Below are 22684 nucleotides of genomic sequence, written 5' to 3'. Positions count from 1 at the left end.
TCGCGCTGCAACTCCCGATAATTCGGAGGTGTTGCAACGATCGCTTGAACCCGCCCAGCGGCGCATCCGCCCTGATCTGCCCACTAGCGGCGACGCGCAACCGTCCCCAGCGGCGCATCCGGCTTGATCTGCCCGCGACCGGCGACGCGCAACCGTCCCCAGCGGCGCATCCGGCTTGATCTGCCCGCAACCGGCGACGCGCAACCGTCCCCAGCGGCGCATCCGGCTGCCAGCACCTGCCCCACCCCCGGCCACCTCTGGCGCGCCGATGCAATCCGACCGGTTCCACCCAGCCTCCGCGCCGGGGCTGTGGATAACCCGACGCGGCCCGCGCCGGGTTGTGGCCTAATGGGCCCATGGCAACAGCGAAACCGCTGCCGGAGGACCTGGCGGCACGGTCCTTCACTATCAGGGAGGGCCGGCTGAGCGGCATTTCCCCGTGGCGGGCCAAGGCTAAGGACATCCATGTGCCGAGCCGCGGCATCCGTGTGCCGGTCGGACCGCAGCAGTCGTTGCTGGACAGGGTGCGGCCGTACACGGACCTGGGGACGCCAGACACTGTCAGCTACTACTCCGCGGCCGCCGTCCACGCCTTCAAGCTCCCGGGCAGCCTGGCGGAAGGGCGTTCCACGACAAGGTCAAACCTGCTGCACCTGACCAGGGCAGGGTCAGCCGCTCCCCGCAGGAAGGGCGTCGTCGGCCACCGCGCCATGCTGGAGCCTGCCGATATTGTCATCCTGGAGGGCGTCCCGGTCACCTCGATTTCCCGGACCCTGCTGGACCTCGCCGGGACGGGTGCGCTGACGCTTGAGGACCTCGTTGTCATCGCGGACGACCTCGTCTGCGAGCATGTGCGCTACCTGCACCCGCGGACCGCGCGCATGACGTTGGAGGAACTTCAGCGCTATGCCGGGAGCCGCCGCCCGGTGACGGGTCTTCGCCTGCTGAGGAAATCGCTTGGGCTGGCCCGCGTGGGCGTCGACTCGCCCCCGGAAACCAGGCTCCGCCTGCTCTTTGGCCGCTCCGGGCTGCCGGCGTTCGAGCCGAACTACGTCCTGCTGGATGAACAGGGCACTCCGCTGTGGATCGACCTCGGCTGCCCTGAATTCCAACTCGCCGTGGAGTACGACGGCGGCCATCACCTTACGCCTGAGCAGCAGCTCGCCGATGCGCTGCGTAACGAACGCACCGTCGGCGCTGGCTGGCGGCAGTTGGTAATCAACAAACTAGACGTCCGGAATGGCGACGACTGGGTGCTGACGCGGGTGCGGCAGGCCCTCCGGGGTCAGGGATGGCCCGGATAGTCACGCCCAGCGGATGAACACCCATCGCTCCGGATCCACGGCTCGGCCCCGCCGGGCGCGGTCGCGCCGCGCGGGCAGATCAGGGCGCATCAGTGCCTCGCATCCGCCCTGATCTGCCCACTGCCGGGCCAGGTGCCCCGGTCCGCGGTGCGCATCCGCCCTGATCTGCCCACTGCCGGGCCAGGTGCCCCGGCCCGCGGTGCGCATCCGCCCTGATCTGCCCACTGCCCGGCCACGTGTACCCGTCGGCGGCCAACCCGCGTCCGCTCTGTACCGCCGTAAGTCCCGCCACGCAAAAATGCCCCCGGTTCCGCCGTAACAGCGGATCCAGGGGCATCATTCGCGGAAGGTAAGAGATTCGAACTCTTGGTACGGGGTTACCGCACACTGGTTTTCAAGACCAGCTCCATCGGCCGCTCGGACAACCTTCCCTAACGAGTAGTGTTTCATAGGCAGTCGGCAGCAACAAAAAACGAGGTTGCGCTCCCGGACGCGGGTATCTCCTCCGCCTACTCTGGGAGAATGCGCTTCGGATGTGGTGTGCCGAGGGTGCATCCCTGCAAGGAGCTGCAGCAAGTTTTAGTTAGGAATCGGGAGTTCTCCATGAAGGCCGTCTACATTTCAGAGCCGGGCGGACCCGAGGCCCTGGTGGTCCGCGAGGTCCCGTCCCCGGTGCCCGGCACCGGCGAGGTACTGATCGACGTCGTCGCCGCCGGCCTCAACCGCGCCGACGTCCAGCAGCGCAAGGGCCACTACCCGCCTCCGCCCGGGGCCTCCGACATTCCCGGGCTGGAAGTCTCGGGCCGGATCGCCGGCTTTGGGCCCGGCGTCACCAAGCCGTTCTCCGTGGGGGACAAGGTCGTGGCCCTGCTGGCCGGCGGCGGCTACGCCCAGCAGGTGGCCGTTCCGGCCGGGCAGGTCCTGCGGGTCCCGGACGGCATCGACCTGGTCACCGCCGCCTCCTTGCCGGAAGTGGCCGCGACAGTCTATTCCAACCTGATCATGACGGCGCAGCTGCAGCCGGGCGAGACCGTCCTCATCCACGGGGCAACCGGCGGCATCGGCACGATGGCCATCCAGCTCGCGAAGGCCTTTGGCGCCGTCGTCGCCACCACGGCCGGGACGGCGGAGAAGGTCGGCACCGCCAAGGCCTTCCTTGGTGCCGACATTGCCATCAACTACGCCGAGGAGGACTTCCCGGCGAGCCTGCGTGCGCAGAACGGGGGTAAGGGCGCGGATGTCATTCTCGACGTCGTTGGGGCCAAGTACCTCACGCGGAACGTGGATGCGCTGGCGGACTACGGGCGGCTGGTGGTGATTGGCCTCCAGGGCGGGGCCAAGGGTGAACTGGACCTGGGCCAGCTGCTGACCAAGCGCGCCGCGATCATCGCGACGGCGTTGCGCCCGCGGCCCGTGGAGGAGAAGGCCGTGATCATGGACGCTGTCCGCGACGCGGTCTGGCCGCTGCTGACCGATGGCCGGATCCGGCCGCTGGTGGCAAAGACCTTCCCGCTGGAACAGGTGGCTGCCGCGCACCGGTACTTCGACTCCGGTGACCATGTGGGAAAAATCCTGCTGGTTCTCTAGGAGATATTCCGGCAACGGCATATCCGAATTGCTTCGGCGTCACAAATGACGGTAATGTAATTCCATACGCGGTATACACGCGCCTTGGGGCGCGTGTATGCTGTCGTCCCGCTACCCTCCGGGAGCATCATGTCCATCCGTCACAGCCTCTTGGCACTCCTGCAGGACCGGCCACGCTATGGCTACCAGCTGCGGATCGAATTCGAGGACCGCACCGGATCAACCTGGCCCCTTAATATCGGGCAGGTCTACACCACCCTTGATCGCCTGGAGCGCGACGGCCTTGTCCGCAAGGCGGGCGCCAACGGCGAGGGCCACGTCGTCTACACCATCACCCCCGAGGGGCGCGCCGAAGTCCGCACCTGGTTCACCTCGCCGGTTCCGCGGACCAGCCCTCCCCGGAACGAACTGGCCATCAAGCTCGCCCTCGGGCTGACGCTGCCAGGCGTCGACGTCGGCGCCGCCATCCAAGCCCAGCGCGCCGTGTCCATCCGAGCCCTGCAGGACTACACCAAGGCCCGCCGCGACACGGCATCCCAGCACCGGCCCACGGACACCGCCCGGCTGCTGGTGCTGGATTCGCTCATCTTCCAGACCGAGGCCGAGGTGCGGTGGCTTGACCTCTGCGAGGCCCGGCTCATGCAGTTGGCCGGCCCGTCCGCCTGAGGGCCGCCCGTACCCGGTACCTGCGGGTAACATCCGGCGGTGACCGCCCCGCCGCTCGACTCGTTGGCCCGACCGTTCGCCGCGTCCGCGGGACCGTCTGGCGCAAAGCCGTATCCATGGATCGCCGTCGTTGGTAGGGTGCCTTGGGGCACATCTGTCAAGTGGATTTGCCCGGTTGGGGTTTCTCAAGGAGGAGACATGGGCACAATGCCAGATGGCACGTCAAAAAACATACTCGTCGACGACGGCATAACGCCCGATCCGGCCCTGCCGCCCACAGCCGTGGACGAGTCCGTGCGTGAGGCCGAAGAGCGCAAATGGACGCCGACCAAGATCGCCATCTGGGCGGCAATCTCCCTGCTGGGCGCCGTGGCATGGTTCATGCTCGCGATCGTCCGCGGTGAAACGGTCAACGCCATCTGGTTCGTGTTCGCCGCGGTGTGCACGTACCTGATCGGCTACCGCTTTTACTCCAAGGTGATCGAGCGCTTCCTGCTCAAGCCGAACGACCGCCGGGCCACCCCCGCGGAGTACAAGGCCGACGGCAAGGACTATGTCCGGACGGACCGCAACGTCCTGTTCGGCCACCACTTCGCCGCCATCGCCGGCGCCGGGCCCCTCGTAGGCCCGATCCTCGCCGCCCAGATGGGCTACCTCCCCGGCACCATCTGGATCATCATCGGCGTCGTGTTCGCCGGAGCAGTCCAGGACTACGTCGTGATGTTCTTCTCCATGCGCCGCGGCGGACGCTCCCTGGGCCAGATGGCCCGCGAGGAACTCGGCGCCATCGGCGGCACCGCCGCGCTGGTCGCCACCCTGCTGATCATGGTGATCATCGTCGCCATCCTGGCCCTTGTCGTCGTCAACGCCCTGGCCGAGAGCCCGTGGGGTGTCTTCTCCGTCGGCATGACCATCCCGATCGCCCTCTTCATGGGCGTCTACCTGCGCTTCATCCGCCCCGGCAAGATCATGGAAGTCTCGCTGATCGGCTTTGTGCTGCTCATGGCCGCCATCATCGGCGGCGGCGTCGTCGCCGCCACCGAATGGGGCGACGCCCTCTTTACGCTGGACAAGGTCACCATCGCCTGGGCCATCATCATCTACGGCTTCATCGCCGCCATCCTGCCGGTCTGGCTGCTCCTCGCGCCGCGTGACTACCTCTCCACCTTCATGAAGATCGGCGTCATCGTGATGCTGGCACTGGCCGTCATCGTGGTCCGCCCGGAAATCACCGTCCCGGCCTTCAGCGAATTCGCCAGCCGCGACAATGGTCCCGTCTTCCCGGGCTCCCTGTTCCCGTTCCTCTTCGTCACCATCGCCTGCGGCGCGCTCTCGGGATTCCACGCCTTGATCGCCTCCGGCACCACACCGAAGCTGATCGAAAAGGAACGCCAGACCCGCTACATCGGGTACGGCGGCATGCTGATGGAGTCCTTTGTGGCCGTCATGGCTCTCGTCGCGGCGATCTCCATTGACCGCGGACTCTACTTCGCCATGAACTCCCCGGCAGCCCTCACTGGGGGCACCGTGGAAACCGCGGCCGCCTGGGTCAACAGCCTCGGACTCTCCGGCGTCAACATCAGCCCGAACTTGCTCGCCGAAACGGCCGCCAACGTCGGCGAAGCCAGCATCGTCTCCCGCACCGGCGGCGCCCCGACCCTGGCCGTGGGCCTTGCCCACATCATGCAGCAGTTCATCGGCGGCACCGCCATGATGAGCTTCTGGTACCACTTCGCCATCATGTTCGAGGCGCTGTTCATCCTCACCGCGGTCGACGCCGGCACGCGCGTTGCCCGCTTCATGCTGCAGGACTCGATCGGCAACTTCGTGCCGAAGTTCAAGGAGCACTCCTGGCGTCCCGGCGCCTGGCTTTGCACCCTAGTCATGGTCGGTGCCTGGGGCGCCGTGCTGCTGATGGGCGTCACGGACCCGCTGGGCGGCATTAATACGCTGTTCCCGCTGTTCGGCATCGCCAACCAGCTGCTGGCCGCCATTGCACTGTCCGTCTGCCTGGCCATCGCGGCGAAGAAGGGCTCCTTCAAGTACCTCTGGATCGTGGCGATCCCGATGGCCTTCGCAGCCGTCGTGACCATCACGGCCAGCTATCTGAAGATCTTCTCCTCCACTCCGGCTGTCGGCTACTTCGCCAACAACGCCGCCTTCTCCAAGGCACTCGAGGAGGGCAAAACCTCCTTCGGCACGGCCAAGACCGTCCCGGCGATGGAAGCCGTGATCCGCAACACCGCGATCCAGGGCTGGCTCTCGGTCATCTTCGTGGTGCTCAGCATCATCGTCATCACGGCGGCCCTGATCGCCACCGCGAAGGCGTTCCGCAACGCCAAAGCAGGCCTGGCCACCACCAGCAACGAGGATCCGGCGCTGCCGTCGCGTGTCTTCGCCCCGGCCGGCCCGGTTCCCACCGAACCCGAGCGGGCGCTCATGGCCCAATGGAACCAGCTGCCGGCGGACAAGCGGACCGAGAAGTCCGCCCACCACTAATACGGAGGCACAGATGAATGCTGTAGTTGCGGGCTTCCGGGGATTCGCCCGGTACCTGGGCGGTGTCATGGGTGCGGATGGGTACACCAAGTACCTCGCACATCATGCCGAAGCCGGCCACGGCACCCAGCCGATGACCGAGCGGGAGTTCTGGCGGGACCAGACGGACCGGCAGGACGCCAACCCGCAGGGCCGGTGCTGCTGACCGGTTTCGGCTGAGCGGCGCCGCCGCTGCCTGGACCGTTTGTTGCGCATTTCCTTGGGTCCGGGTGGGGACCGGCGGCTGCCCCGCTCCGCGGCCCCCCGCCCGCGCCGCTCCCCGCTCCGCGGCCCCCCGCCCGCGCCGCTCCCCGCTCCGCGGCCACCCGCCCGCGCCGCTCCGCACTCGGCGGCCCGGGCTCGTGAGAGTATGAAGCCATGAGCGATCCCCACGACACTCAGCCCGGCGGCGGGAGCCCCCTTGAGGGCGCCACCCTGATCCCCCGGCCGGCCGGCGACGACGCAAACGCGGCCCGGGACCAGCCGCTGGAGCCCGGACAGCCCGGACAGCCCGGGAGACTGCGGGGCCAGGGACAACCCGTCCAGCCCGGGCAACACACCGAGGGACGCCCCAAAACCAGCCAGCTCCAGGGCCTCGTCGACGAACCCGCGAAGGTCATGCGGATCGGCACCATGATGAAGCAGCTACTGGACGAAGTGAAGTCCGCTCCGCTTGACGACGCGGCGCGCGTCCGGCTGGCAGAAATCCATGAACGCTCCATCAAGGAACTGGAAGACGGCCTCGCGCCGGAACTGGTCGAGGAACTGGAACGCATCACCCTTCCCTTCCCGGAGGACGGAACCCCCTCGGATGCGGAACTGCGGATCGCCCAGGCCCAGCTGGTCGGCTGGCTGGAGGGACTCTTCCACGGGATCCAGACCGCCCTCGCGGCTCAGCATGCAGCCCGGGAGCACGCCGCGGCGCAGGCGCAGCTCCGTCAGCTGCCGCCCGGTACGGTGATTGCGCCCGGAGTCGTCATCGGCGAGAACGGGGAACCCCAACGCGCCGCTGCACCCAGGCCCGGCGCGGGTCACCCGCAGCCTGCCGTCCCCGCAGACCCGGACCGCGGTCCCGGCCAGTACCTCTAGGGCATCCTTGGGATTCTTCAGCGCCGCCCGGCAGGGGCGGAAAGACGACATCGAACTCGGCAAGGGCCTCTGGCGCCGAGCCCATGACCGGTTCACCCGCGGCCTCGACCGCTACCACCAGGTTCTCGCCGGTGTGGAGGACGATGCCCTCTACGACGAACTCCTGGCGATCGCGAACGAGCTCACGGTGCTCTCCGGGCGGGTCCGGCAGATCTGCGCGGAGGCCCAGCGGCGTTCACCCAGCGAGGGACTGGACATTCCAGGGCGGCTGGCAGGAGTCCACCGCGCCCTGTCCACAGCCGGGAACTCCCTGGCGACCACGGCCGAGGCAGCCGCGATGCTCCGGCTCGCCGTCGGCCCCGTCCCGGCCGGGGCGGTGTCGGTGCGGCGCCGCGCCGAGTCGGTGCTGGAACAGGTCAACGACGCCGAACGCCGGCTCGCGGAGGCGGCCGCCACCGACTGAGGGTTGCGGACTGACCCTGGCAAGGGCGGGAAAATTCCCGGTTAAGCGCCTAGCTTAGCTGCGCCCCTTAAGCTGGCGGTATGCCGGGGACGTTGGCAGGATAGCGGGATGACTTTTTCTCCGGTACTGACTTTCAATGACGGCAACACCATTCCCCAGCTTGGCTACGGGGTGTGGCAGGTGGAAGACGACATCGCCGAGAAGGTGGTTGTCCAGGCTTTCGAGGCAGGCTTCCGCCACATCGACACCGCCAAGATCTACGGCAATGAAGCAGGCGTGGGCCGGGCGATCGAGCGCTCGGGCCTCAAGCCCGAGGAAATCTTCATCACCACCAAGCTGTGGAACGCGGACCAGGGCTACGAGTCCACGCTGAAGGCCTTTGAGGAATCCATGGACCGTCTGGGCCTGGAGACTCTGGACATGTACCTGATCCACTGGATGCAGCCCAAGCAGGACAAATACGTGGACACCTGGAAGGCTCTCATCGAGCTGCAGAAGCAGGGCCGCGTGAAGACCATTGGCGTCTCCAACTTCACCAAGGCGGGCCTGCAGCGTCTCATCGACGAGACCGGCGTTGTGCCGGCCATCAACCAGGTCGAGCTGCACCCCTTCTTCAACCAGGCCGAGCTGCGCGAATTCAACGCGTCCAAGGGCATCCTTACCCAGGCCTGGTCGCCGCTGGGCCAGGGTGGCGAGCTGCTGGAGAGCTCCATCATCGGCCAGATCGCGGCCAAGCATGGTGCCACCCCGGCGCAGGTTGTCATCGCCTGGCACCTGGCCGTCGGCAACGTTGTTATCCCCAAGTCCGTGACCGAATCCCGCATCCGCGAGAACTACGCCGCGCTGGACGTCAGCCTGGACGAGACGGATGTGCAGGCCATCAACGGCATGGACAAGTCGGCCGAGGGTGCCGGCCGCATCGGCGCCGACCCGGCAGTCTCCGACTTCGCCTAAGCCAACCCGCTTGGCCGAGAGGCCAGCGGTTCGGCCTATTCGCGGCTGAGGCGACGGGTTTCCCGGAGCCACAGCAGGGCCCTCACCCGACCGGTGGGGGCCTTTCTCGTGCCCGGCAGTCGTTTCAGGGCGGGCTGAGGTAGCCTTCTGGTCCAAACGCAGCGGCACGGAGTCGACGACGGCCCGGCCGTCCCTCCCAGTCGTCGCTAAGGGCGGATGTTCTGATTCATCCGGAAGACGTTGTCCGGGTCCCATGCGCGCTTGAGCCCGAGCAACCGCTCGTACTTCCCGTCGCCATAGATCGCCCGCGAGTCCCCGCGCGATTCGGCGACGTCGTTGACGTAGCGGCCCCTGGCGGCGAACGGCCCGACCTCCGCCATTCCCGCCCGGGCCCACTCACGGCACGGCCCGTCGAGCTCCGGATCGTCCCACTGAATCTCGGCGCCCATCCAGTAGGCCGCTGCGCGGCCCGTGAACGCGGTTGCATCCTCCGGCACCTCTGCGATCGCCCGGCCCCAGGACCAGAAACCGAACTCGCCGCCGGCTCCCTGAGGAATCCCGTGTGTGTGCTGGACCGCCATATCGACGAGCTCCTCGGGCAGGCTGCGGAGGAAGGCGCTCTTCATGTAGAAGCGGTGGCCCCACGCCGAGGACACGTCTGCGAGGCGCTGTGCTACCAGGTGGGGTTTCGGCTCGATCGAGCCGGCAACCGGCGGTCCGAACCCACGCAGCCGTGCGAGATCCCGCTCGGCCCCGCGGGGCTGCCCACAGTGCAAAACGGAGACAGCGGCTATCGGCCGGCCCCCGATCCCTGCCGGGAAGGCCTCCGCCGGGAGCGCCAGGCGGAGATAGAAGCCGAGCCACAGCTCGTCCGGGCCCGTCTCTGCGATCTCAGTGAAAAGCTGCGCGAGCTCGCCGGCGCGCTCGATCGGGTGGACGACGGTCCCGTGCGTGATGGGATGGTCAAGCGGGTGGAGGGCGTATTCGAACGACGTCGCAACGCCGAAGTTTGCGCCGGCTCCACGGACACCCCAGAAGAGCTCGGGGTTTTCGTCCGACGAGGCGCGGACGATCCCGCCGTCGGCCGTCACGAGCTCCACCGCACGGAGGTTGTCAATCGTTAGCCCGAACTTCCGCTGCAGTCGGCCCATCCCGCCGCCAAGCGTGAGACCGCCGACGCCGGTGTGGGAGACCACGCCGACAGGGCATACGAGGCCGACTGCCTGTGCCGCGTCGTCCAGATCTGAGAGCAGCGCCCCGCCGGCGCAGACAGCCGTGCGGCGTCCGGGATCGATCGCCGCGCCGCGCATTCGCGAGAGGTCGATGACTATACCGTCGTCGCATGTAGAGAATCCGGGGATGCTGTGGCCGCCGCCGCGCACGGCGACGACGAGTTCCTGTTCGCGGGCGAACCGGAGGGCCGCCACGACGTCGGCCGTTCCGTTCGGCCGGACGACGAGGCCCGGCCTGCGGTCGACCAGACCGTTCCAGACCGCACGGGCAACGTCGTACCTCGGTTCGCCCGGCCTGATCACCTCGCCGCCGAAGCCGTCCGCAAAGGCCCTCAGGTTGCGGGTGTCCAACATGGCTTCATGGTAGGGCGGGGGTGCGGAGGTTTCCAGAGGAAAACGGTCGAGCGCATATGGGGATCAACGAGTAAGAGCAGCTGGCCGGCGGGCGTGTCCGCACTCGATCTCAATCAACCTCACCGGGCAGTAAGGCTAGGCTGCCCTGCGGCCTTCCTGCGCCGGCACCGCGTCAATGATGGCCCAGCCCTGCTCGTCGGCGAGCCGTCGGCTGGCGAAGCGTTCGGCGTCGGAGACGTCGTCGAAGGTCTCGGTGCGGATGCGGCCGCAGTCCGTGTCCAGGTACGTGACTTCAAAGTACTGGTTGGCTTCCATGCATTAAGTGTGGCGCCGGCCTCCGACACTTTCCGGTCATCAGCGCGGTGTGTCGCCCAGCCGCAGGACCCGTTCCCGGGCAAGGTCCTCGGTGCGCCGCGCCTTGGCTGCCGCCCGCGCTGCCTGCTGGGCCCGGGCGGCGGCCAGCTCGCGCCGCTTCCTGGCAGCCTTGAGCTCCTGCTCGCGCTCGGCAAGCTGTTCCCGCAGCGTCCGCACCGCGTCGGCGAGCTCTGTGGCCAGGGCCATGGACCCGGCCAGCTCCTCTTCCTGCTGCCGGGATTCCTGCGCGGCCGCTGCCGCGGCATCTTCGGCGTCCTTGAGCAGCGTCCGGGCACGTTCCAGCACGGAGGGAGTGGACGGCCGCGGTTCCTGCCGGACCGCGCGCAGGCGGGGCTGCTCCGCCGCTTTCTCCGCTGCGGTTCCGGAACCCGCTACGGTCCCGGTCCGCGCTGCTTTTCCGGCTGAGCCGGGGCGAACCGGTTCGGCCTCCGCAGCAATCACCAGGCCGGGCAGCGCCACAGCGCCGGACAGATCCACCACGTCCACGCCGTCGGCGGAGAGCCCCCGGAGCAGGCGGCCGGACTGCATGGCGGCCGCGGCCCCCGCATCCGCTGTCGCCGCGCGCAGGGTCGCTTCCACCTCCGCGGCGATCGCACCGCTGATCTTCCGTCCCTGCTGTTCGGCGACCTCCCTCGCTGCCTTGACCGCGCTGCCCAGGAGCTGGCGCCGAACGTGTCCCAGCCGCCGGAGTTCCGCGGCGTCGAGGGAGGACTGCGCCGCGCGCATCGCCGTCCCCAGCCCGGCGAGTTCCCGGAGAATCCCCGGCCGCCGGGCGGCGAGCATGTTCACCGCCCACGCCGCCACAGACGGTTTGGGCAGGGACCGCACCTCCGCGGCGAGGGTCCCCTGCTCCTTCGCGGCAGCGGCGTCTTTGGCTGCTGCTGTCCGTGCGGCGACAAAATCGTCGAACGGGAGGGCATAGAGCCGTGCCGCTACGTCCGCCAGCCCCTGCTCTCCCATGCAAGAATCATAGAAGCCCAGCCCTCGGCGACGCAGCCGCCGGGCCGGTCCGAGGGATAGGGGCATACATGATCGAAATAGCGGGCCTCCCGGCCCACATCCTGCTCATCCACGCCGTCGTCGTGCTGGCCCCGATCGCCGGCCTCGCCGCGATCGTGTATGCCGCGGCGCCCCGCTGGCGCGGCTACCTGGCCTGGCCGCTGGCAGTGCTGTCCCTGGTGCTGGTTCCGGTGTCCCTGCTCACAGCGCAGGCCGGGGAGCAGCTCCAAAAGACCCGCCCTGCCTCCGCACTGATCCGTGAACACGCTGAACAGGGGGACGTGCTCAAGGCCGTTTCCGTGGTGTTCTTCGTGGTTGTGGCGGCGGCGCTGATCGTGAGCCACGAGCCCATCGGACGGCGCTTCGCGTTCCTGGGGGCGCTGCGCACCAACAGTGCTGTCCGGATGACCCTGCTGATCGTCGCAGCGGCAGCCGGCGCCTTCTTCGTCTACCAGAGCGTCATCACCGGGCATTCCGGGGCGGCTTCCGTCTGGGCCCGTTGAGCGAACCAGCTCACGGCGGCGGTCCGGGCCAGGCGGCGCACAGTCGTCCGGTCCCGGCCGCCGCCGGCGCCCTCCCCTGGCACCTCCGCCGAGCCACCGAAGCCCTGCACACGCTCGACGTCAACGCTGACACCGGTTTGGACTCGGACGAGGCGGACCGGCGCCTGGCCCTCTACGGCGCCAATCAGCTCCGCTCCGCACCCACGGTGCCGCTGTGGCGGAAGATCGTGCGGCAGTTCCAGGACCCGCTGATCTACCTGCTGCTGGCGGCCATCGCCATCTCGGTCCTTGCCTGGGCGGTGGAAGGTGCCGCCGGCGTGCCGGTTGACGCCCTTGTGATCGGGGCCGTGGTCCTGCTCAACGGCGTCCTGGGCTTCGTGCAGGAAAACAAGGCCGAGAGCGCCGTCGCGGCGCTTCGGCTGATGACGGCAGCGAACTCCATGGTGCTGCGGGACGGCCAATTGAAAACCGTGCCGTCCGCTGAACTGGTGCGCGGTGACATCCTGGTCCTCAACGAGGGGGACTCCGTCGGTGCCGACGCCCGGCTGATCACGGCAAGTTCCCTGGGCGTTGCCGAGTCCTCGCTGACCGGCGAAAGCGCCCCCGTCTTCAAGGACCCCATGGTCCTCGGCGGTGATGTCCCCCTCGGCGACCGGCTGAACATGGTCTACAAGGGGACGGCCGTGGCGCAGGGCGTGGGCCGGGCGGTGGTGACCGGAACCGGGATGGACACCGAGGTCGGCGCGATCGCGGGATTGCTGGCCGCCGCCGAGGACGCCCCCACCCCGCTGCAGCGCGAAATTGCCGGCGTCAGCAAGCTGCTCGGCATCACCGTGATCGCGATCGCCGTCGTCGTGATGGCCACGATCATCATCGTCAACGGGGTGTCGACGCTGAGCGGGCTCGTCACCGTCCTGCTGCTGGGGGTCTCGCTCGCCGTGGCGGCAGTGCCGGAGGGCCTGCCCGCCATCCTGTCCGTGGTGCTCGCCATCGGGGTCCAGAACATGGCCAAACGCAACGCCGTGGTCAAGGAGCTGCACTCGGTGGAAACCCTTGGCTCCGCCTCGGTGATCGCCTCGGACAAGACCGGAACGCTGACCCGCAACGAGATGACCATCTGCCGGATCACCACAGCCTCCGGCCAGGTCGAGCTCACCGGTGTCGGGTACCGGCCGGAGGGCGGGGTTCTCCACAACGGCAACGAAGTCCCTGATCCTGCGCTGCTCCGGGAGGCACGCATGGTGCTGGCCGGTGGCTCCTTCGCCAACAACGCGCAGCTGCGGGAGCATGGCGGTGAATGGGAGATCCAGGGCGACCCGACCGAAGCGGCGTTCCTCGTCGCGGCCCGGAAGCTGGAAGGCGTCACAGACCGGACCGGGGAGTTCGAGCGGCACGGCGAGATCCCGTTCACCTCGGAGCGGAAACTGATGTCCGCGCTGGCCCGCCACCGCGAGGCCGGCACCCTGTCCCTGGTCACCAAGGGGGCCCCGGACGTCCTGCTGAAGCGCTGCACCGGGCTGCAGCTCGGCGGGGAGGTTGTTCCGATGGACGTGGAACGCCGGGCCCGGGCCCTTGGCGACGTCGAGGAGCTCTCGTCCCAGGCCTTCCGCACGCTCGGCGTGGCCTACCGCCGATACACCGAAGCGGACCGTCACGAAGCGGACATCCTCGACGAGGAGGACGAGAGCACGCTGGTGTACGTCGGCGTCGTCGGAATCCTGGACCCGCCCCGGGCGGAAGCGGCCTCCGCGGTGGCCGAGGCGCGGCGGGCGGGCATCCGCGTCGTGATGATCACCGGGGACCACCCGCTCAGCGCGGCCCGGATCGCCGGGGACCTCGGGATCGCCAAGCCGGGGGAGCGCGCGGTGACGGGCGCGGAGCTGGATGCCCTGGACGACGACGGGCTGCGCAAGGTCACCCGGGACACCTCGGTGTACGCGCGGGTGGCGCCGCAGAACAAACTGCAGATCATCACTGCCTTGCAGGCCCAGGGCAACGTGGTGGCGATGACCGGGGACGGTGTCAATGACGCGCCGGCCCTGAAAACCGCGGACATTGGCATCGCCATGGGAGTCACGGGCACCGAGGTCACCAAAGAGGCCTCGAACATGATCCTCGGCGACGACAACTTCGCCACCATCGTCTCCGCGGTGCGGCAGGGCCGGGTCATCTTCGAGAACATCGAAAAGTTCCTGCGTTACCTGCTCTCCTCCAACATGGGCGAGGTGTTCACGGTCTTCCTCGGCGTCGTGTTCGCCGGCGCCATGGGCCTGGCCGCAGCGAGCCCCGGCGAAGTCGCGGTGCCCCTGCTGGCGACGCAGATCCTGTGGATCAACCTCGTGACCGACTCCGGCCCCGCCCTGGCGATGGGCGTTGACCCGGAAATCGACGACGTCATGGCGCGCCGGCCCCGCCAGCGCGGCGACCGGATCCTCGGCCCCCGGATGTGGCTGGGTATCCTGAGCATCGGCCTGGTCATGGGCGTCGCATCCCTGCTGTCCATCGATATCTTCCTGCCCGGCGGGTTGGTCCCGGGCGGCAGTGACTCACTCGACGTCGCACGGACCGCCGGCTTCACCACCCTCGTGTTTGCCCAGCTGTTCAACGCCTTCAACTCCCGTTCGGAGACGACGTCGGCCTTCCGCCGGCTCTTCGTGAACAAATGGCTCTGGGGATCGGTGCTGCTCGCGACGGTGCTCCAGGTGGCGGTCGTCGAGCTGCCCTTCCTCCAGCGCGCCTTCGGGACGGCGTCCCTGGACCCCGGCCACTGGGCGGTCTGCGTGGGGATGGCCTCGACCGTGCTGTGGTTCGATGAGCTCCGCAAAATTGTCCTGCGGGCGGGCGAGCGGCGGCGCGGGGTGCAGGCCCGCGGATGACAAGGGCCGGGTCACGGCTCTAGGGCTGCCGCAGGGGGCCGCGGGTCCTGCGGAGCGCCACAACCAGCACCACGAACGAGAGCAGTTGCAGGACCGCCACGGCTGCGATCAGCAGCGGGCGGGTGCCATAGAGTGCGCCGTATAGGACGCCGCCGGCCAGCGCCCCGGCCCCTTCGAAGGCTGCGAAGACGCCGTACGCCGTCCCTTGGCGCTGCTCGGGCACCAGATCGGCAACCAGCGCCTTCACTGTCGAATCCTGGATGCCCAGGGCAGTACCCCAGACGAGGACGCCGATAAAAGCTACCGCGGCCGCCGGCGCGAGGGCCAGCACCGGCACGGCAGCGACCAGCAGGGGAAGGGCAAGGAGCACCCGCCCGCCGGAACGGTCATAGATGACGCCGCTGGCGAGAGCGCCCAGGGCCGCCGCCGCCATCGCGCCTGCGTACAGCAGCGCAACCACCGCCACCGGAATGGCCGCCGTTGTCGTGAGGTGGAACGAAATGACACCAAAGGCAACGAGCCCGGCGCTCCAGAAGAAAGCGGAGACAGCGAACAGCGCAAAGCTCCCGGAAAGCAACGACACCGGACGGCCGGCCGCGCCCGGGGGTGCCGGTTCGACTGCCTGCGGACCTCCACCAGCTTCTGGCGGCGGCTGGCGGGGGCCGGGATCCGGCACCCGGTGCCGTAACCAGAGCAGCAGGAAGATGGCCGCCGCTGCCGGAACGGACAGCGCCGAAAAAGCAGCCGACAGGTTTCCGGTGGCTGCGAGTACCGCGGCGACCAGGACAGGCCCCAACAGGGCTCCGACGAGGTCGAGGGACTTGTGGACGGCGAAGCCGCGGCCGCGGCCCACGGGCTTGGCGACCGCGGCCAGCAGCACGGTCTTAGCCGGGCTGCGGACGGCTTTGCCGACCCTGTCCCCGATGATGAGCACTGAGGCCAGGACCAGGCCAGCTTCTCCGGCCCAGGGTGCCACGGCGAGCAGGGGCACGCAGACCGCTGTGAGCGCGTATCCCGCCAGCGTGAAGGTCCAGTATTTGCGGGTCCGGTCCGCCCACGGCCCGAACAGCAGGCGGAGTCCCTGCGCCGCGGCTTCGGCGCCGCCCGTCACGAGGCCGACGACCAGGGCGGAGGCACCCAGCTGGGCGAGCAGGGGGCCCGACAGGGGCCGCGCGCCGTCCGAGACGACGTCGGCGGCCAGGCTGACGAGGCCAAAACCGATCACCGGACCCCAGAGAGTCCGGCGGTTGGCCCCTGGCAGGGCGGATCCCCTCACCCGCTCGCGGGCTGACAAGCTTCGGTGGGACCGGCCCATTTCCCAAGACTCGCGGACGGTCTGTGGAAGGGCAAGGGGCCCGGCGGCCCGCTCGCAGCCGGCGGCCTTCCGGACACCCGGCGGGGGTGCCTGTAGTGCCGGGCCTTGACGTAATCGCCTTCATCTCGGAGGCCTTGCCCGTACCCGGGGCAAAAAAACGGCCCCGGCGACTGCGCCGGGGCCGATAGATGAAAACTCGAGCTTCCTGCCAGAATCGAACTGGCGACCTTCTCATTACGAGTGAGACGCTCTACCAACTGAGCTAAGGAAGCGACCGCATAAAATGTCCGGGCGGTGGCCCGGGCGCTTCATGCCAGAGACAACTGTAGTAGAGTCCTCCGGCCCGGGTCAAAATGAGTGCCGAGCGCCTCAGCAGACGGTGTTGTCCGGCGGGGTCTTGCCGTCGACCAGGTAACCGTCCACGGCATTGCCGACGCAGTCGTTGGAGCGGCCGTAGGCGGTGTGGCCCTCGCCCTGCCAGGTCAGCAGCGAGGCGTTACCCAGCTGCTTGCGCAGCTCGCTCGCCCATTCGACCGGCGTAGCCGGGTCGCCGGTCGTGCCGACCACGAGGATGTCGGTCGAGCCTTGGTATTCCACCGGTGCCGGGGTGCGGACGCTCTGGTGCGGCCACTCCTTGCAGCTGGTGCCGCCGTAGGCGAAGTACTTGCCGAAAGTGGGCGAATCCAGCCGGAGCTGCTGGTCGTCCGCGCGCATTGCCGCGGTGTCCGTGACCATCGGGTAGTCCAGGCAGTTGATGGCGCTGAAGGCAAAGGTGCTGTTCGAGGAATAGCTGCCGTCGGGTTCGCGTTCGGCGTTGAAGTCGGCCAGCCGCAGGAACGGCGAGGCGTCATTCTTCAGGGCAGCGCCGAGGGCCTGCGTGAGCAACGGCCAGTTGTCGTCGTTGTACAGCGGGACGATCAGGCCGGTGACCAGGGTGGACGCCGAGACTATCCTGCCGTCCTTGGCGCGCATCGGGTTCGCTTCCACGGCCGCGATCAGGTCCCGGATCTGCTCGATCCCGTTGTCGACGCCGCCGCTGAGCGGGCAGCCGTTGGACTGGAGGCACTTTTCCACGTAGGCGCGGAGGGCTTTTTCAAAGGCTTTGGCCTGACCGCTGGTGAGCTCCTCGGAACTGAGGGAGGGATTCATCGCGCCGTCCAGGACCATCGTGCCGACGTTGTCAGGAAACAGCGCGGCGTAGGTCGAACCGAGGAATGTCCCGTAGGAAAAGCCCATGTAGTTCAGCTTCGTGTCGTTCAGGGCAGCACGCAGGATGTCGAGGTCCTTGGCGGAGCTCTCCGTGTCGACATGGCCCAGGAGGGGCCCAGTCTTTTCCTGGCACCGGTCGGCGATCACCTTGTTGTCCGCCAGGGTTTCGGCCAGGCCGGCATCGGTGTCCATGTCGTAGATCTTTGCGCGGGCGGCGTCGCGTTCCTGATCCGTCAGGCAGGTGACCGGGGCGGAGCGCTTCACCCCGCGCGGGTCGAAGCCCACGATGTCAAAGTTGGCGCGGAGCTTCTCCGAGAAGTGCGTGGTTCCGGCGTCCTTGACGAAGTCATAGCCCGAGCCGCCGGGTCCGCCCGGGTTGATGAGCAGGCTTCCTTTGCTGTTGCCTTTGGTGGACAGCTTGATTGCCGCGATCTCGATGCGGTCGCCGTCGGGCTTGCTGTAGTCCAGCGGAACCTCGATCTTGGCGCACTGGAAGTCCGTCTCGCAGGCGGTCCAGTCGGTCTGCTGCGTGTAGTAGCTGCGGAGCTCTGCGGGCGCGGAGGACGCGATCTCAGGATTCGGGGTGCTGGCGCTCTTGGCGCCGCCGTCGCCGGCGCCGAACAAGGTGCACGAGGAGAGCACCACGGCCAGGGCCATGGCGCCGGCTGCCCGCATGCCGATCGCAAGGGATCGGGATCTGGCGGGCACTGCTCGTGCAGACTTCATGCGGTTCTCCTTGGCGGATCGGATCGGGGCGGACGGGCTGGCACTGCACACCGGACCGGTGCTGGGCTGATGGCCGGACCACCGGGGACGGGTCACTCTATGATCCCTCAGATGAGGCTGGCGGCCATCGACTCGATGGCCAGCAGCGGGGCGACGTTGGAAGTCGTGATCCGTTGGCGGGCCTTGTTGATGGCGTCCATGCGGGCAAGTGTTGTTTCGGCGGGGGACTGGCGGGCGAATTCCACGAGTTCGCTCCTGAGTTCAACGTTGACCAGCTCCACGGCGTTCCCCATCTGGATGATCAGCACATCCCGGTAGAAGGACAGCAGATCGGTCAGGGTGCGGTCGAGGGAGTCTGTCACCGACCGCTTGGCGCGGCGCTTCTGGTCGTCCTCGAGCTGCTTGAGCTGTCCGCGCATGGCCGGCGGCAGCGTGCCGCTCTCGGGCGCGCCGAGGGTGGCGAGCAGCGCGGCTTTTTCCGCCGCGTCGCGCTCGTCGTTGGAGCTGTTGGCTTCCGCGGTGGCGATCTTGACGAGTTTTTCCGCCATCAGCACCGCGGCGGTGACGCCCCGGAGGCCCAGCGGGAACCGCACTGTTTCGAGCCGCCGTTCGCGGGCTTCGGGGTCCCGTGCCAGCCGGCGGGCGATCCCGACATGGCTTTGCGCTGCCCGGGCGGCACGTTCGGCGACGGCCGGGTCAACGCCGTCGCGCTTGACCAGCAGGGCCGCGACGTCGGCCGCGGGCGGAAGCCGCAGCGCCACCGCCCGGCACCGGGAGCGGATGGTGACGAGGACGTCGGCCGGGGACGGCGCGCACAGCATCCAGATGGTGCGGGGGGTCGGTTCTTCGATCGCCTTGAGCAGCACGTTGGTGGTGCGTTCGGCCATCCGGTCCGCGTCCTCCACGACGATGATGCGCCAGCGCGCCGAGGCCGGCCGGTTCCCGGCGGTGGAGACCAGTTCGCGGGCCTGGGCGATGGTGATGGTGACCTTCTCGGTGCGCACGAACGCGACGTCTGAGTGGGTTTCCCCGAGGATGGTCAGGCAGGCCGCGCATTCATCGCAGCCGCGCCGGCTGACATCGTCCTGGTCGCAGTTCAGGGCGGCGGCGAAGGCCTTCGCCGCGTTGGACCGCCCGGAACCCGGCGGGCCGGTGAAAAGCCACGCATGGGTCAGGCCGTCGCCCTCGGAAGCCTGGCGCAGTTGGGCGACGACGGCGGGCTGGCCCTGGAGGTCGTCCCAGACGCTCATGCCCTCACGCCCCGGGGGAGGGCCAGCAGCGGCTCGACCCGTTCGAGGATCCGCAATGCCAACTTCTCGACCGGGAGGTGGGCGGGAAGGACGAGATACCGCTCGGGCCGGTCCGCGGCGAGGGCGAGGAACGCGGTCCGGATCCTGGCGTGGAACTCGTCCGCCTCAGATTCCAGCCGGTCCTCGGCCGCGTCCCCCGCGGTGCGCCGTCGCCGGCCGACCTCGGGGTCAACGTCGAGAAGTACGGTGAGGTCCGGCTGAAGGCCCGAGGTGGCCCACTCGTTGATGTTGCGGACGGCGTCGGTGCCCAGGTCCCGGCCGGCGCCCTGGTAGGCGACCGAGGAATCGATGTAGCGGTCGGTGAGGACGACCTCGCCGCGTTCCAGGGCCGGGCGGATGACCTGGCTGGCGTGGGCGGCGCGGGAGGCCGCAAAAATGAGGGCTTCGGTGTGCGCGTCGATGTGGCCGTGGCCGTGGTCCAGGACCAGGGAACGCAGCTTTTCGCCGATCGGAGTGCCGCCCGGCTCCCGGGTCCGCAGCACCTTGAGGCCGCGCGATTCAAGGGCCGACGCCAGCTCGGCCGCCTGCGTGGACTTGCCGGCGCCGTCGCCGCCTTCGAAGGCGATAAACAGTCCGGGATTATGGGTAGTCACTGCTCTAGCGTACCGACAATCCCTGACAGTAACGTGCCTGGACGTAACGCCTTGGCTGCCCTGAGGGGCGCCGAAGTACCCTGTGACCATGAGTCTTTCCGATGCACAGGCAGCCTCCCTCTCCGCTGAAACGGTCGTGGTGGCGGCGGGCCGCCCGCCCCGTGAACGCGACGAACCGGTCAACCCCCCGCTGGTGCTCTCCTCGACCTATTACGGCACGGGACCGCTGGGCGACGGCGACCGCGGCTACGGCCGGTATTCCAACCCCACCTGGGACCCCTTCGAGGAAGCCCTCGGCCAGCTGGAGGGCGCGGAGCTCCCTGGCCTGCTCTATGCCTCCGGCCTCGCCGCCGTCAGCTCCGCACTGTCCCTGGTTCCTGCCGGGGGAGTGCTGGTCATGCCGTCGCACAGCTACGCCGGATCCCTGGTGATGGCCACGGAACTGGCCGCGAAGGGGTTCCTGGAGCTGCGCACGGTGGATATCGCGGACACCGATGCCGTCCGGGCGCAGCTCGCCCCGGCGGACGGGCGGCCCGCCGGCATGCTCTGGCTGGAGAGCCCCACCAACCCGATGCTAGGCGTCGCGGACATCCGCGCGCTGACGGCGGCCGCGCACGCGGCAGGCGCCATAGTCGTCACGGACAACACCTTTTCCACCCCGCTCGTGCAGCAGCCGCTGGCGCTGGGTTCGGACGTCGTCCTGCACTCGGTGACGAAATACCTCTCCGGCCACTCCGACGTCGTGCTGGGCGCCCTGGTGACGTCCGACGCCGGACTGCGGGCCGCGCTGCTGCACCACCGCACCATCCACGGCGGAATCGCCGGGCCGTTCGAGGCCTGGCTGGCGCTGCGCGGGCTGCGCACCCTGGCCCTGCGGGTGGAGCGCGCGCAGGCCTCGGCGGCGGTCCTGGCCGGGCGGCTGAGCACGCACCCCAGGGTCGGAAGCGTCCGGTTCCCGGGTCTGCCCTCGGACCCCGGCCACGAACGGGCCAGGAGCCAGATGAAGGGCTTCGGCTCGGTGCTTTGCATTGAAATGGCCCCGATCGCCAGCGGGGGGAACAGCGCCGACGGCAGCGTCGACGGCGGTCACGGCGGCCTCCTCAGTGGGGCCGATGCCGCGGACCGGATGATCCGGGCCCTGAAGCTGTGGCTCCCGGCCACCTCCCTGGGCGGGGTGGAGTCGCTGATCGAACGGCGGCGACGGCACACGGCCGAGCCCGCCAGTGTCCCTGACAATCTGGTCCGGCTGAGCGTGGGGATCGAAAACGTCGAGGACCTTTGGTCCGATTTGGAGCAGGCCCTGGCCAGCTTGGACGGCTAGGCTGGGGGCATGGACGGACGAGCGCTTATTTACTATGTCGAGACCGGGGTCTACTTTCTCCTGGCCCTCGTAGCCCTGGCCCTTGAGGTATGGGCTTTCTTCGATTGCCTGCGGCACAAGGCGAACGCCTTTGAGGCCGTGTCCAAGCGCACCAAGACATTTTGGCTGGCCGTCACCGGCGGCGCCATGGCCGTGGGCCTGCTGTCCCTGCTGGGCGGCGGAGGCGGCGGCCTCCTGGGTCCGCTGGGACTGTTCGGTCTCGTCGCCGTGACGGCGGCGTCCGTTTACCTTGCCGACGTCCGCCCCGCCGTCAAGGACGCGGGCCGCGGCGGGAGCCGCAACACGGGTCCCTACGGCCCCTGGTGACCTAGCCGGCCGCCACGCTCGCGAGCTCACCCAGGGAATCCTGCCGGCCGGGCCCCTCACCGTCATCTCAGAGCCCCACTAAGGACCCGGCGCGACGGCGTCCCAGCCCACCGTCAGTTCGCCCAGCCGCCACCGGGCCGGACCATCCTGGACCCGCCAGCCGGCGTCGAGCAGTGACCGGCACATCGCCGTCCAGCGCTGCCGGTTCCCGAACGACGCCAGCGGAGCGGCCTCCAGCCACGCCTGGTCCATCGCCTGCAGGAAGGCATGGATCCTCTCGCCGGGCACGTTGCGGTGGATAAGGGCTTTCGGGAGCCGCTCGGCCACCTCCGAGGGCAGCACAAAACTGCCGAACCGCATCGACAGACTCAGGCTCAGCGGCCGCTCGGCGTCCAGCGCCACCCACGTGACCCGGCGGCCGATCTCGTCGCAGGTGCCGTCGATGAACAGACCGTCCGGGGCCAGCCGGCCCTGGACCAGGCGCCAGATGGCCGCGACGTCGGCCTCCTCGTACTGCCGGAGCACATTGAAGGCCCGCACCAGGACGGGCCGGCCGGCCACCGGCAGTTCGAAGCCGCCCAGACGGAAGCTCAGCCCGGGCCGTTCCAGTTCCCGGGCCAGCTGGACACGCTCGGGCTCGATTTCGACGCCGACCACCCGCACGTCGGGCCGGACCGCGGACAGCCGTTCAAAGAGTTCGACGGCGGTGGCAGGGGACGCGCCGTAGCCCAGATCGACGGCGAGGGGATCAGCCGCCGCGCGCAGCCGCCAGGCCTGCGGGCCGGTCAGCCAGCGGTCCAGCCGGCGCATCCGGTTGGGGTTGGTGGTGCCGCGGGTAATGTTGCCCACCGGCCTGCCCGCCCGGGGTCCGACATTAGCCACGCCGCCTTTTCCCATGACATGG

The 22684-nt window shown here is 68.8% G+C and carries 20 protein-coding genes and 2 tRNA genes; 12 read left to right on the top strand and 10 right to left on the bottom strand.

Annotated elements, in window-relative coordinates; translation table 11 throughout:
* Positions 1-356 precede the first annotated feature (356 nt).
* On the top strand, positions 357-1304 hold the full coding sequence (locus tag QK291_RS17915; protein ID WP_282384142.1) for a hypothetical protein: 948 nt from the start codon (positions 357-359) through the stop codon (positions 1302-1304).
* 343 nt (positions 1305-1647) lie between these two features.
* Here QK291_RS17915 and QK291_RS17910 read toward each other — a convergent pair.
* Positions 1648-1735, bottom strand: a tRNA-Ser gene (locus QK291_RS17910).
* Between the two features lie 172 nt (positions 1736-1907).
* Between QK291_RS17910 and QK291_RS17905 the strand changes: the two genes are divergently transcribed.
* The 7 genes from QK291_RS17905 (at position 1908) to QK291_RS17875 (ending at position 8601) form a co-directional block, all read left to right on the top strand.
* Positions 1908-2891 carry an NAD(P)H-quinone oxidoreductase gene (locus tag QK291_RS17905; protein ID WP_282384141.1) on the top strand — a complete coding sequence of 328 codons (984 nt, stop codon included), beginning with the start codon at positions 1908-1910 and terminating at the stop codon, positions 2889-2891.
* A 129-nt stretch (positions 2892-3020) separates the two neighbouring features.
* Complete coding sequence (locus QK291_RS17900) at positions 3021-3557, top strand: PadR family transcriptional regulator (RefSeq protein ID WP_282384139.1); 537 nt, start codon at positions 3021-3023, stop codon at positions 3555-3557.
* Between the two features lie 198 nt (positions 3558-3755).
* The gene (locus QK291_RS17895) at positions 3756-6056 is read left to right on the top strand and encodes a carbon starvation CstA family protein (protein ID WP_282384137.1); all 2301 of its coding nucleotides are present in this window, start codon (positions 3756-3758) and stop codon (positions 6054-6056) included.
* Positions 6057-6069: 13 nt separating this feature from the next.
* Positions 6070-6261 (top strand): YbdD/YjiX family protein, encoded by a 192-nt coding sequence (locus QK291_RS17890; RefSeq protein WP_282384136.1) that lies wholly within the window; start codon positions 6070-6072, stop codon positions 6259-6261.
* A 212-nt stretch (positions 6262-6473) separates the two neighbouring features.
* Entirely contained in the window at positions 6474-7184 is a 711-nt protein-coding gene (locus QK291_RS17885) for a bacterial proteasome activator family protein (protein WP_282384135.1), read from the top strand.
* 7 nt (positions 7185-7191) lie between these two features.
* Positions 7192-7647: a hypothetical protein gene (locus QK291_RS17880; protein WP_282384134.1), complete on the top strand. Its 456-nt coding sequence runs from the start codon at positions 7192-7194 to the stop codon at positions 7645-7647.
* A 108-nt stretch (positions 7648-7755) separates the two neighbouring features.
* Positions 7756-8601: an aldo/keto reductase gene (locus QK291_RS17875; protein WP_282384132.1), complete on the top strand. Its 846-nt coding sequence runs from the start codon at positions 7756-7758 to the stop codon at positions 8599-8601.
* Positions 8602-8807: 206 nt separating this feature from the next.
* Here the strand turns inward: QK291_RS17875 and QK291_RS17870 are convergent, their stop codons facing one another.
* From QK291_RS17870 to QK291_RS17860, 3 genes are all read right to left on the bottom strand, one after another.
* Entirely contained in the window at positions 8808-10187 is a 1380-nt protein-coding gene (locus QK291_RS17870) for an FAD-binding oxidoreductase (RefSeq protein WP_282384131.1), read from the bottom strand.
* 135 nt (positions 10188-10322) lie between these two features.
* A complete protein-coding gene (locus tag QK291_RS17865) occupies positions 10323-10502 on the bottom strand; it encodes a hypothetical protein (RefSeq protein WP_282384130.1) in 180 nt (59 codons plus the stop codon).
* Between the two features lie 39 nt (positions 10503-10541).
* Complete coding sequence (locus QK291_RS17860; RefSeq protein WP_282384129.1) at positions 10542-11522, bottom strand: hypothetical protein; 981 nt, start codon at positions 11520-11522, stop codon at positions 10542-10544.
* Between the two features lie 68 nt (positions 11523-11590).
* On the opposite strand from QK291_RS17860, the gene QK291_RS17855 reads away from it, so the two are divergent.
* Together QK291_RS17855 and QK291_RS17850 are read left to right on the top strand one after the other, a co-directional pair.
* Complete coding sequence (locus tag QK291_RS17855) at positions 11591-12064, top strand: DUF2231 domain-containing protein (RefSeq protein ID WP_282384128.1); 474 nt, start codon at positions 11591-11593, stop codon at positions 12062-12064.
* Complete coding sequence (locus QK291_RS17850; protein ID WP_348994597.1) at positions 12061-14940, top strand: cation-translocating P-type ATPase; 2880 nt, start codon at positions 12061-12063, stop codon at positions 14938-14940. The genes QK291_RS17855 and QK291_RS17850 overlap by 4 nt, the downstream gene beginning before the upstream one ends.
* A gap of 19 nt (positions 14941-14959) precedes the next feature.
* On the opposite strand, the gene QK291_RS17845 is transcribed toward QK291_RS17850, so the two are convergent.
* From QK291_RS17845 to tmk, 5 genes are all read right to left on the bottom strand, one after another.
* Complete coding sequence (locus QK291_RS17845) at positions 14960-16165, bottom strand: MFS transporter (protein WP_282384127.1); 1206 nt, start codon at positions 16163-16165, stop codon at positions 14960-14962.
* A 289-nt stretch (positions 16166-16454) separates the two neighbouring features.
* Positions 16455-16527, bottom strand: a tRNA-Thr gene (locus QK291_RS17840).
* A 97-nt stretch (positions 16528-16624) separates the two neighbouring features.
* On the bottom strand, positions 16625-18190 hold the full coding sequence (locus QK291_RS17835) for an alpha/beta hydrolase (RefSeq protein ID WP_282384126.1): 1566 nt from the start codon (positions 18188-18190) through the stop codon (positions 16625-16627).
* Positions 18191-18297: 107 nt separating this feature from the next.
* On the bottom strand, positions 18298-19440 hold the full coding sequence (locus tag QK291_RS17830) for a DNA polymerase III subunit delta' (protein ID WP_282384125.1): 1143 nt from the start codon (positions 19438-19440) through the stop codon (positions 18298-18300).
* Positions 19437-20093 carry a dTMP kinase gene (tmk, locus tag QK291_RS17825; protein WP_282384124.1) on the bottom strand — a complete coding sequence of 219 codons (657 nt, stop codon included), beginning with the start codon at positions 20091-20093 and terminating at the stop codon, positions 19437-19439. The genes QK291_RS17830 and tmk overlap by 4 nt, the downstream gene beginning before the upstream one ends.
* An 88-nt stretch (positions 20094-20181) precedes the next feature.
* Between tmk and QK291_RS17820 the strand changes: the two genes are divergently transcribed.
* Positions 20182-21414, top strand: coding sequence for a PLP-dependent transferase (locus tag QK291_RS17820; protein WP_282384123.1), 1233 nt, complete (start codon positions 20182-20184; stop codon positions 21412-21414).
* A 9-nt stretch (positions 21415-21423) separates the two neighbouring features.
* The gene (locus QK291_RS17815) at positions 21424-21780 is read left to right on the top strand and encodes a DUF2516 family protein (RefSeq protein ID WP_282384122.1); all 357 of its coding nucleotides are present in this window, start codon (positions 21424-21426) and stop codon (positions 21778-21780) included.
* Between the two features lie 78 nt (positions 21781-21858).
* Here the strand turns inward: QK291_RS17815 and QK291_RS17810 are convergent, their stop codons facing one another.
* The gene (locus tag QK291_RS17810; RefSeq protein ID WP_282384144.1) at positions 21859-22677 is read right to left on the bottom strand and encodes a class I SAM-dependent methyltransferase; all 819 of its coding nucleotides are present in this window, start codon (positions 22675-22677) and stop codon (positions 21859-21861) included.
* Between the last annotated feature and the right edge of the window lie 7 nt (positions 22678-22684).

The sequence above is a fragment of the Arthrobacter sp. AL12 genome (assembly GCF_029960645.1).
Taxonomy (GTDB): Bacteria; Actinomycetota; Actinomycetes; order Actinomycetales; family Micrococcaceae; genus Arthrobacter.
This window is presented reverse-complemented; position numbering and strand designations above follow the sequence as displayed.

Bases quoted from the DNA above. Each gene is read 5' to 3' on its own strand.
- QK291_RS17895 (WP_282384137.1), top strand. From the start codon at position 3,756: ATGGGCACAATGCCAGATGGCACGTCAAAAAACATACTCGTCGACGAC.
- QK291_RS17810 (WP_282384144.1), bottom strand. From the start codon at position 22,677: ATGGGAAAAGGCGGCGTGGCTAATGTCGGACCCCGGGCGGGCAGGCCG.
- QK291_RS17820 (WP_282384123.1), top strand. From the start codon at position 20,182: ATGAGTCTTTCCGATGCACAGGCAGCCTCCCTCTCCGCTGAAACGGTC.
- QK291_RS17860 (WP_282384129.1), bottom strand. From the start codon at position 11,522: ATGGGAGAGCAGGGGCTGGCGGACGTAGCGGCACGGCTCTATGCCCTC.
- QK291_RS17815 (WP_282384122.1), top strand. From the start codon at position 21,424: ATGGACGGACGAGCGCTTATTTACTATGTCGAGACCGGGGTCTACTTT.
- QK291_RS17830 (WP_282384125.1), bottom strand. From the start codon at position 19,440: ATGAGCGTCTGGGACGACCTCCAGGGCCAGCCCGCCGTCGTCGCCCAA.
- QK291_RS17865 (WP_282384130.1), bottom strand. From the start codon at position 10,502: ATGGAAGCCAACCAGTACTTTGAAGTCACGTACCTGGACACGGACTGC.
- QK291_RS17915 (WP_282384142.1), top strand. From the start codon at position 357: ATGGCAACAGCGAAACCGCTGCCGGAGGACCTGGCGGCACGGTCCTTC.
- QK291_RS17835 (WP_282384126.1), bottom strand. From the start codon at position 18,190: ATGAAGTCTGCACGAGCAGTGCCCGCCAGATCCCGATCCCTTGCGATC.
- QK291_RS17855 (WP_282384128.1), top strand. From the start codon at position 11,591: ATGATCGAAATAGCGGGCCTCCCGGCCCACATCCTGCTCATCCACGCC.
- QK291_RS17875 (WP_282384132.1), top strand. From the start codon at position 7,756: ATGACTTTTTCTCCGGTACTGACTTTCAATGACGGCAACACCATTCCC.
- QK291_RS17905 (WP_282384141.1), top strand. From the start codon at position 1,908: ATGAAGGCCGTCTACATTTCAGAGCCGGGCGGACCCGAGGCCCTGGTG.
- QK291_RS17885 (WP_282384135.1), top strand. From the start codon at position 6,474: ATGAGCGATCCCCACGACACTCAGCCCGGCGGCGGGAGCCCCCTTGAG.
- QK291_RS17870 (WP_282384131.1), bottom strand. From the start codon at position 10,187: ATGTTGGACACCCGCAACCTGAGGGCCTTTGCGGACGGCTTCGGCGGC.
- QK291_RS17890 (WP_282384136.1), top strand. From the start codon at position 6,070: ATGAATGCTGTAGTTGCGGGCTTCCGGGGATTCGCCCGGTACCTGGGC.
- QK291_RS17900 (WP_282384139.1), top strand. From the start codon at position 3,021: ATGTCCATCCGTCACAGCCTCTTGGCACTCCTGCAGGACCGGCCACGC.